The sequence below is a fragment of the Syntrophorhabdus sp. genome, from assembly GCA_012719415.1.
GTDB lineage: Bacteria > Desulfobacterota > Syntrophorhabdia > Syntrophorhabdales > Syntrophorhabdaceae > Delta-02.
The window spans coordinates 1-7,902 of sequence record JAAYAK010000256.1; the positions used below are offsets into that span (position 1 = coordinate 1).

At 56.9% G+C, this 7,902-nt stretch carries 7 protein-coding genes; 6 read left to right on the forward strand and 1 reads right to left on the reverse strand.

From position 1 onward, the window contains the following. Positions 1–1,597 (forward strand): PAS domain S-box protein (locus GXX82_15135; protein NLT24373.1); only part of this gene is annotated, 1,597 nt, incomplete at its 5' end. Positions 1,598–1,688: 91 nt separating this feature from the next. Here the strand turns inward: GXX82_15135 and GXX82_15140 are convergent. Further along, entirely contained in the window at positions 1,689–2,780 is a 1,092-nt protein-coding gene (locus GXX82_15140; protein ID NLT24374.1) for a geranylgeranyl reductase family protein, read from the reverse strand. A 397-nt stretch (positions 2,781–3,177) separates the two neighbouring features. Between GXX82_15140 and GXX82_15145 the strand changes: the two genes are divergently transcribed. The 5 genes from GXX82_15145 to GXX82_15165 all read left to right on the forward strand — a co-directional run bounded on the left by GXX82_15145 (position 3,178) and on the right by GXX82_15165 (position 7,828). After that, entirely contained in the window at positions 3,178–3,492 is a 315-nt protein-coding gene (locus tag GXX82_15145; GenBank protein ID NLT24375.1) for a hypothetical protein, read from the forward strand. A gap of 157 nt (positions 3,493–3,649) precedes the next feature. Further along, on the forward strand, positions 3,650–4,810 hold the full coding sequence (locus GXX82_15150) for a 2-hydroxyacyl-CoA dehydratase (GenBank protein ID NLT24376.1): 1,161 nt from the start codon (positions 3,650–3,652) through the stop codon (positions 4,808–4,810). A 20-nt stretch (positions 4,811–4,830) separates the two neighbouring features. After that, positions 4,831–6,162 carry a 2-hydroxyacyl-CoA dehydratase gene (locus GXX82_15155; GenBank protein ID NLT24377.1) on the forward strand — a complete coding sequence of 444 codons (1,332 nt, stop codon included), beginning with the start codon at positions 4,831–4,833 and terminating at the stop codon, positions 6,160–6,162. 41 nt (positions 6,163–6,203) lie between these two features. Beyond that, on the forward strand, positions 6,204–7,043 hold the full coding sequence (locus tag GXX82_15160; protein NLT24378.1) for a 2-hydroxyglutaryl-CoA dehydratase: 840 nt from the start codon (positions 6,204–6,206) through the stop codon (positions 7,041–7,043). An 11-nt stretch (positions 7,044–7,054) separates the two neighbouring features. Continuing rightward, the gene (locus tag GXX82_15165; protein ID NLT24379.1) at positions 7,055–7,828 is read left to right on the forward strand and encodes a 2-hydroxyglutaryl-CoA dehydratase; all 774 of its coding nucleotides are present in this window, start codon (positions 7,055–7,057) and stop codon (positions 7,826–7,828) included. Positions 7,829–7,902: the final 74 nt, after the last annotated feature.

Below are 7,902 nucleotides of genomic sequence, written 5' to 3' on the forward strand. Positions count from 1 at the left end.
CTATCTCGAAGGCATACGAATAGGCGATTCGGGCTATGCCTGGCTTGTCTCGAAGGAGGGGGTGGAACTCTACTGCCCGGTCCCGGGCCACATCGGAAGATCCGTGTTCGAGAACTGCAAAGATTTCCCCTCCATTATCACCATGGCACGGGAGATGACAAGGGGCGGACAGGGAACGACCACATACCGGTACGATATGATCCGGGATAAAAGGGTGACGACAGAGGTGAAACATGCCGTGTATCTCCCCATCAACGTGGTCAACACATATTGGTCCATCGTGGTGGCGACGCCCGACAGGGAAGTAGTCGGAGCGGTGGCGAGGTTCAGGACGAGACTGCTCGTTATCTTCGGGATCCTTATCGTTTTCGGCATTCCCTCGTCCTACTTCGGTGCGCGGGCGTGGAGGATCCTGGCGGAAGAGGAGAAGCGAAAGGAGGCGGAAGAGTCTCTCAGGGAGAGCGAGGAACGCTACAGAACCCTTTTTGACACCTCCGGTGACGCCCTGTTCATTCTTTCGACCGACCTGACCCCCATCGATGTCAACCCCGCGGCGATGCGGATGTTTGGTTTTCCCGGCAGGAAAGAGTTCATGGGACGGACCGTTGCCGATGGTTCGCCGAAGTATCAGTCCGACGGTTCCCTGTCCTCGGTCAAGGCGATGGAAATGGCGGATATGGCCCTCGAGAGGGGATCGCACTTCTTCGAGTGGACCAGCAAGAGGACCGACGGGACGGAGTTTCCCTCCCACGTCCTGCTCTCGAAAATGACCTATCAGGGAAAAGAGGTCCTCCAGGTGTCGGTTCGGGACATCAGCGCGCAGCGAGCGGCCGAAAAGGAACGGCTGGAAATGGAAAAGAGGGTCCTTCGCTCACAGAAACTGGAGAGTCTCGGGGTGCTGGCGGGAGGGTTGGCCCACGAATTCAACAACATTCTGACCGTGATCCAGGCAGGTCTGGAGATCGTTCAGGTGGAGGCGGAAAAGGGGCTCCCCGTCACGATCTCCTATATCGACGGGGCCCTTGACGCATCGAAGAAGGCTGCCCATCTCACCGCGAAGATGCTGGCCTACGCGGGCAAATCCGTCATTTCCGTGAAGAGGAAAGTGGATCTCACTGCGATCACGCAAACAAGCCTGGCCCTTTGCGGTGCATCCATCGGGGATAATGTCGAGGTCCGTCTCGACGTGGCCGTGGACCTGCCCGGGGTCAACGCCGACGCGAATCAGATCCAGCAGATAGTCATCAACCTTATCACGAATTCCCTCGAGGCCATAGGGCCGGAGAAGGGGTCCATCACCGCGAGGACCGGCGTTGAGGAGTGCGACGAGAAGCGTTTGAGTGCAAGTGCGGCAGAGGACAGTCAGTGCGTGCCGGGACGCTTTGTCTTCCTCGAGGTGGCCGATACGGGCTGCGGCATTGATGAGGTCGACAGGAAACACCTCTTCGAGCCCTTCTACACGACGAGATTCCTGGGCAGGGGCCTCGGCCTGCCGGCGATACTGGGGATAGTGCGGTCCCACAAGGGCGCCATCTTCGTGGACAGCGTCCCGGGCAAGGGGAGGACCTTCCAGGTTCTTTTCCCCGCCGGGGAATGACGCCGAAAGGCGTAAGACTTCAGAGGCTTCAGGGGACGGGGAATGTCGTTCCATCCGGCCTTTGAGCGTGGGCCGTGGAACGGGGAACGTTCTACCCCCTGCGCAGTTCCCTGAAGATGTCGCGGTAGCGGATCTCCTTGTTGGAGAGACGTGTGAGGGCACGAATGACCCTGGGCTTCTTATAGAAGAAGGACGGCGACGCGTAGAAGATGTCAAAGCACCATCGTGCGTAGCCGTAGTCCTTCGTGATGCGTTTCCTCACTTCCTTTGTGTACCTCTGGGACAGGCGGCCTTTTTCCCGCAGTTCCTGAAAGACGGTCTCGGCGGCAATGGCCGCGCTGAGTACGGCGTAGTATATCCCTTCCCCGCTGAAAGGGTCCACGAGGCGGGCAGAATCGCCTACAAGACATGTCCTGTGTGTGTTTATGGGTCCCGAGTCCTTACAGAATGGTATGAACCAACCCCTGCGCTCGCCCTCGTCGGCCTCGTTCAAAAAATCGAAGCGAGCCCTGAACCGGCGGTACAGGGAGACCAATCCGGGCATGCTTTCCCGTGTGGTGCCTATGCCCACGGAGAAGTGGTCTTTCTTCGGAAAGATCCAGCCATATCCCCTGGGTATGAAGCCGAACCCGAAGACCGCCCTGTCGCCGTGCTCGTCGAGAACGTTCCTGTCGCGGGGATAGATCTCCGCCTCGAGGGCGATGCCGCCGTAGCCTCTCCCAAGACCGGTACTGGCAGCCACCACGCTTCGCGCGCCATCAGCGCCGACGACGACGGAAGCGGAGATCTCATCACCCCCGTCGGTGACGATGGTCACGCTCCTCGTTGACTCCCGCACGGAGATGACCTTTGTTCTCTCGGCGAAGACCGCTCCGGCGTTGACCGCCTGCTTGACGAGATGATGGTCGAATTCCCTGCGCGACACCATATCGACTGCCATGTCATCGGGATACCAGGTACAGTTCTGAGGTTCATCGCGGGTAAGGAAGGTGATACCCCTGACCGTCCGTTCAACCACGTCGTGATGATCGAAGTCCAAAAGATGCCGTACGGCCGGGGTGACGCCGCCTCCGCATACCTTGCTCCTGGGAAAGGATTCCTTTTCGATGAGGAGGGTCTTGAATCCCTCGAGCGCGCTCTTCCGGGCAAATGTTGCCCCGCCCGGTCCGGCGCCAACGATCACGCAATCGTATCGATCCATAGTGAATGAAAATTAACAGCAGCGACCCGAAATCATCTCGTTCCTGTGCAACGATTATAGTGTACCGACCGTTCTTTTTCAAGAGATTCATCGGAACACCGACGGTGTCGATCAGACACTGACATATATTACAGAAATGGACAATTGCTGACACATGTGTCAGGATTGTTCTGTCGTATGCGATAGGATACGGTACCCCTGATTGATGTATATGTTGGATAATATTCAATAATCACCTCTGGCACATCCTTTGCTTCATTGTATGCAAAAGGTGTCGGTTCTGAGATGCCCGGGTTACGTGGGGCAGCAGAGCCGGAAGTTGAGGAAGGTAGCTTTTCGGCATGTTTGGATATACGTTTCGAGCTGGCAGGAGGATGTCATGGCAAGAGCGTGGTCACTTCAAACAGTCACAAACCTGAAGTTCAGAGAGCTGGAAAAAACACTGATCGAGGTCTTCGGCTGCATCCCTGTGGATTACAAACGGGTTATCAAACTCGATGTGAGAAGAGGGACACCGATGGTTCAGCCGGAGTCCGCTCTTGGCATCCAGGAAAAGGGCATCGTGGAGATCTTCGGTTGCATGCCTCATGATAAGCATGTGATCGACTTTGACGTGGACAGGAAGAAGAAGATTATCGTCACACTTGTCCGGGAAGAGGGCGATGTTGTCCACCGCAGCGTGCCCTGCGCCTGATTGTGTGAAAAGCTTCACATAATTCGTTGACAAAGGCAGCCCGTTCCGTTAGAATTGTGTGCCAAGATTGGCCCACCCTACGAAGCCTTGCTTGGCAATCCCATACACACTAGACCCCGCATCAGTACTACAGCGCCGGGGTGAATAAGGAGTGAAGATGACAGAATTACGAGACGGTAATGGTTTAGCAGCCGCCGAAAAGCTCTATACCCAGTACGGGTCCAGAGCGAGAGAGCTGAAAGCCTCGGGGAAGAAGGTCATCGGGTATTTGACCGCCCTGGGCCCGGTGGAGATCATGACGGCGGCGGGTGTCGTCCCCATCAGGCTCAAAGGCAACGTTTCCGAAGCGATCTCGAAGGGTGACGCGTACATGGAGTCCATCGTCTGTCCCTTCGTGCGGAATGTCTTTGATGCCGCGGTCAAGGGCAAGTATGATTTTCTCGACGGCATGGTTCTTCCTCACCAGTGTGATTCCATCGACAGGACCAACGAGACGTGGAGCTACACCCTGAAGCTTCCCTACTGGCATTTTCTCAATGTTCCCCACGTGACGGACGATCCGTCGATCACGTTCATGAAAGAGATCCTGCGGATCTTCATCACCACGCTGGAGAAGTTCACGGGCACGAAGATCACCGACGAAGCCATCGCCAACGCGGTCAAGGCCCACAACGAGAACAGAAGGCTCATGAGAGAGCTCTACGATCTCAGGAAGTCGAATCCTCCCCTCATTTCCGGGGTCGAGATGATGAAGGTCCTCGTGGCGGCGATGAGCCTGCCCGTGGACGAGTCAAGCGCGCTCATCAAGGCCGTGACAGAAGAGGTGAAGGAACGTAAACCTGCAGGAGATGCGAAGGGGAAACGCATCATGATCATTGGTGACCAGATAGACGACATCGCGGTCATCGATGCCATCGAGTCGACGGGAGCGTGTCTCGTCATGGACGACCTTTCCCTGGGCGCAAAGATGTACTGGCAGGATGTCGACGCCACGGCCGATCCGGTCCAGGGAATCGCGGAGCGTTATCTGAGAAAACTGAAGATACCGACAACCTTCGTCGGCTCCGCGGATACCTACGAAGGTATTCTCGAAGAACGCTTCGGGCACATGAAGAAGTACGTGAACGAGTTCAAGGTGGACGGAGCCATCCTCTTCATCTACAAGTATTGCGACCCCTATGGATTTGAAGTACCGGCTATCAAAAGTTACATCGAAGCGGCGGGAGTGCCCGTGCTCTACCTGGAGGATGAGTATTCCACATCTTCCCTTGCTAGGGTCAAGACCAGGATCGAGGCGTTCCTCGAGATGATCGCATAACTGAGAGAGAGGAGAATCACATGGCTGAAGAAAAAAAAGGAAGAGCAGTTGCAACAGCAACGGCAGCTAAGATACCGAAATTCGTACGGGGCAACCTGTCTGCAACATTAAAGGCAAAGGAAGAAGGGAAGAAAGTGGCCGCCGCCTTCATCGCCGACGGTCAGGATGAGATCATGCGGGCAATGGACATCGTCCCCGCTTGGGGGGAAAGCTTCTCCGGGGTCTGTGCGGCGAAACGCGACGCGGAAAAGTATCTCCAGAAAGCGGAATCCGACAACTTCTCCCGGTCCCTTTGCACCTACGCGACCTGCAACATCGGTTTCGACATGATACGCGAAGAGCAGGGCGGTGCGATGCCCGAAGGCGCCCCCTGGGGCGGCATGGGCAGACCCGACATGATCCTCGGCAACGGCCAGCTTCTGTGCGACCCGCGGTTCAAATGGCCCCAGGCGACCCAGCATTACCAGAGGGATGTTCCCGTTTTCGTCACGAACATGTACTACCCGCCGTGGGACCCGAATGTGAATCACCACGATCAGGAAGCCATCTATGTGAAGTATGCCACCGAGGAGCTCCGGGCGACGGTCAAGTTCTGCGAGAAGATCACAGGCAAAAAGATGGACTGGGACCGTCTGGCGGCCACCGTCGAACTTTCCGACAAGACATGGGACCTTTTCATCGACACCTACGAACTGCGCAAACACATACCGACGCCGATGGACACCGGCGACGCCATGAACACGATGGTCCCCCTGACGTTCAATCTAGGCACTCAGGAGGCCTACGACTTCTACGTTGATCTCAAGGCGGAACTGGAAGACAAGATCGCGAACGGCGTGGGTGTTGCCGACCCCGAGAAATACCGTGTCATATGGGCCGCCGGCCTGCCCAGCTGGTTTGCCCTGGGAGACTTCCAGTACTTCAACAGCAAAGGTGTGGTCTTCCCCGTGGAAGTGACCTACCGGGGCTGCGAGAAGGTCGAGCGCCTTGACCTGCCTAAAACGAACGATCCCCTGGAGCACATTGCCTGGAGATGGGTGCGGTACTGGACGCACTGGTATGATGCGGCAAAAAAGCGTCCGGGCTCGACCCCGAAGGTGGAGCGGATCATAGAGTATATTGAGGATTACAAGTGCGACGGCGCCGTGTTCCATTCGGCGTTCTCATGCAGAAGCTGGCACGCGGGCATCATGCAGCAGGCCGTCACGCTGAAGAACGTTTACAAGGATATGCCCATCCTCATCATGGAGGGCGATATCGTTGATATCAGCTCCTACAACGAGGCGGATACGCACAACAGGATCGATGCCTTTATTGAGACTCTCGCGGCCTACAAGAAGAGACAGGGCTAGAGCCTAAGGGTTTCGCGAGGATCGGACAGGAGCAGTACCAGATGGATCATTTTGCCGGTGTCGATATCGGTTCCACCATGACGAAGGTGGTGATCGTAGGCGACAGGATAGAAGCGTCGCTCATAGGGCCTACGGGCCCTGAGCACCGGAAGCTTGCAAACAGAGTGATGGAGGAGGCGCTGCGTCAAGCGCGCCTCACCTTCGAAGATCTGACATACATTGTTGCTACTGGATACGGCAGGATAAACGTTCCCTTTGCAGACCGACAGATCACCGAGATAACCTGCCACGCGAAAGGCTTGCACAGCCTCCTCCCCTCTGTTAAAACCGTCGTCGATATCGGCGGTCAGGACAGCAAAGGCATCAAGATACAGAACGGCAAGGTAATGAACTTTGTCATGAATGACAAGTGTGCCGCCGGTACCGGGCGTTTTCTTGAGATCATAGCTGACTCTCTCGGTGTTCCCCTGGAAAAGATCGGAGAGCTCTCGCTGACCGCTGAGAGGATAGCGGCCGTCAGCAGCACCTGTACCGTGTTCGCCGAGCAGGAGATCATATCCCGATTGGCAGGCGGAGAGCCGATCGCGAACCTGATGGCCGGCATTCACGACGCGGTGGCCACCAGGGTCTACTCTCTCGTCAAGAAGCTGAACGTGGAACCGGATATTGCCGTGACGGGAGGAGGAGCGAAGAACATCGGTCTCGTCAGGGCGCTGGAATCGAAGTTCGGGCAGAAGCTTCTCGTTCCGCCGGAGCCCCTCATAACGGGGGCGCTGGGCGCCGCCCTCATGGGCAAGGATATCTTCGAGAGATACACCTCCGAGGGACAGAAGCCGACCCGCAGCGGACACAAGCTCGAAGAGGCGACATTCTTCAAATAAGGATTCGATACGTGGCGTACGTGCTTGGCATAGATGTGGGTTCAGGGTATTCGAAGGCGGTTGTCCTCGAGGAAGACGAGATCCGCTCCTTTGCCGTCATACCATCGGGCGGAGATTACCGTGAGGCGGGCAGGGCGGTGGCTGAGGCCGCCCTCGAAAAGGCGAAACTGACCTTGAGCGACATGGTACGGACGGTTGCAGCCGGCTATGGCTGCAACATGGTCGATATCGCCGGAGAGACCTCCACGGACCTTTCCTGTCATGCCATCGGTGTCCACCATCTTTTTCCTTCGGTGAGGACGGTCATCGACATCGGGGCACAGTACTCCCGCGCCATACGTCTCCATGACGAAGGGAGGATAGCGAACTTCATCATGAACGAGAAATGCGCCGGCGGGAGCGGGAAGTTCCTGCAGGTCGCGGCCCGTATCCTTCGCATTAATGTGAGCGACATCGGGGAGCTATCCCTGAAGGCGCAAAAACCGGTCGAATTCACCACGGGATGCGCGGTCTTTGCCGAATCGGAGGCCGTGTCGCGCATATCGGAAGGCGCCAGCCCCGCCGATATCCTGGCCGGGATCCACAACGCCATGGCATCGAAGATAGTCACACTGGCCGTCCGTGTGGGACTCGTACCCGACTACGCCGTTACGGGCGGCGGCGCCATGGATATCGGGCTCGTGAAGGCCATAGCGGCCGAACTGGGAACAAACGTAATTGTTCCGGAGATACCCCAGATAACAGCGGCCCTCGGCGCCGCACTTCTAGCCAAAGAAAGAGTTTGAGCCGCTTCTACTGCTTGGCAGTCTGTTCATGAGGTCATTTCTGGAGGCGGTTCGTGGTGTCCCGTCATCCCGGC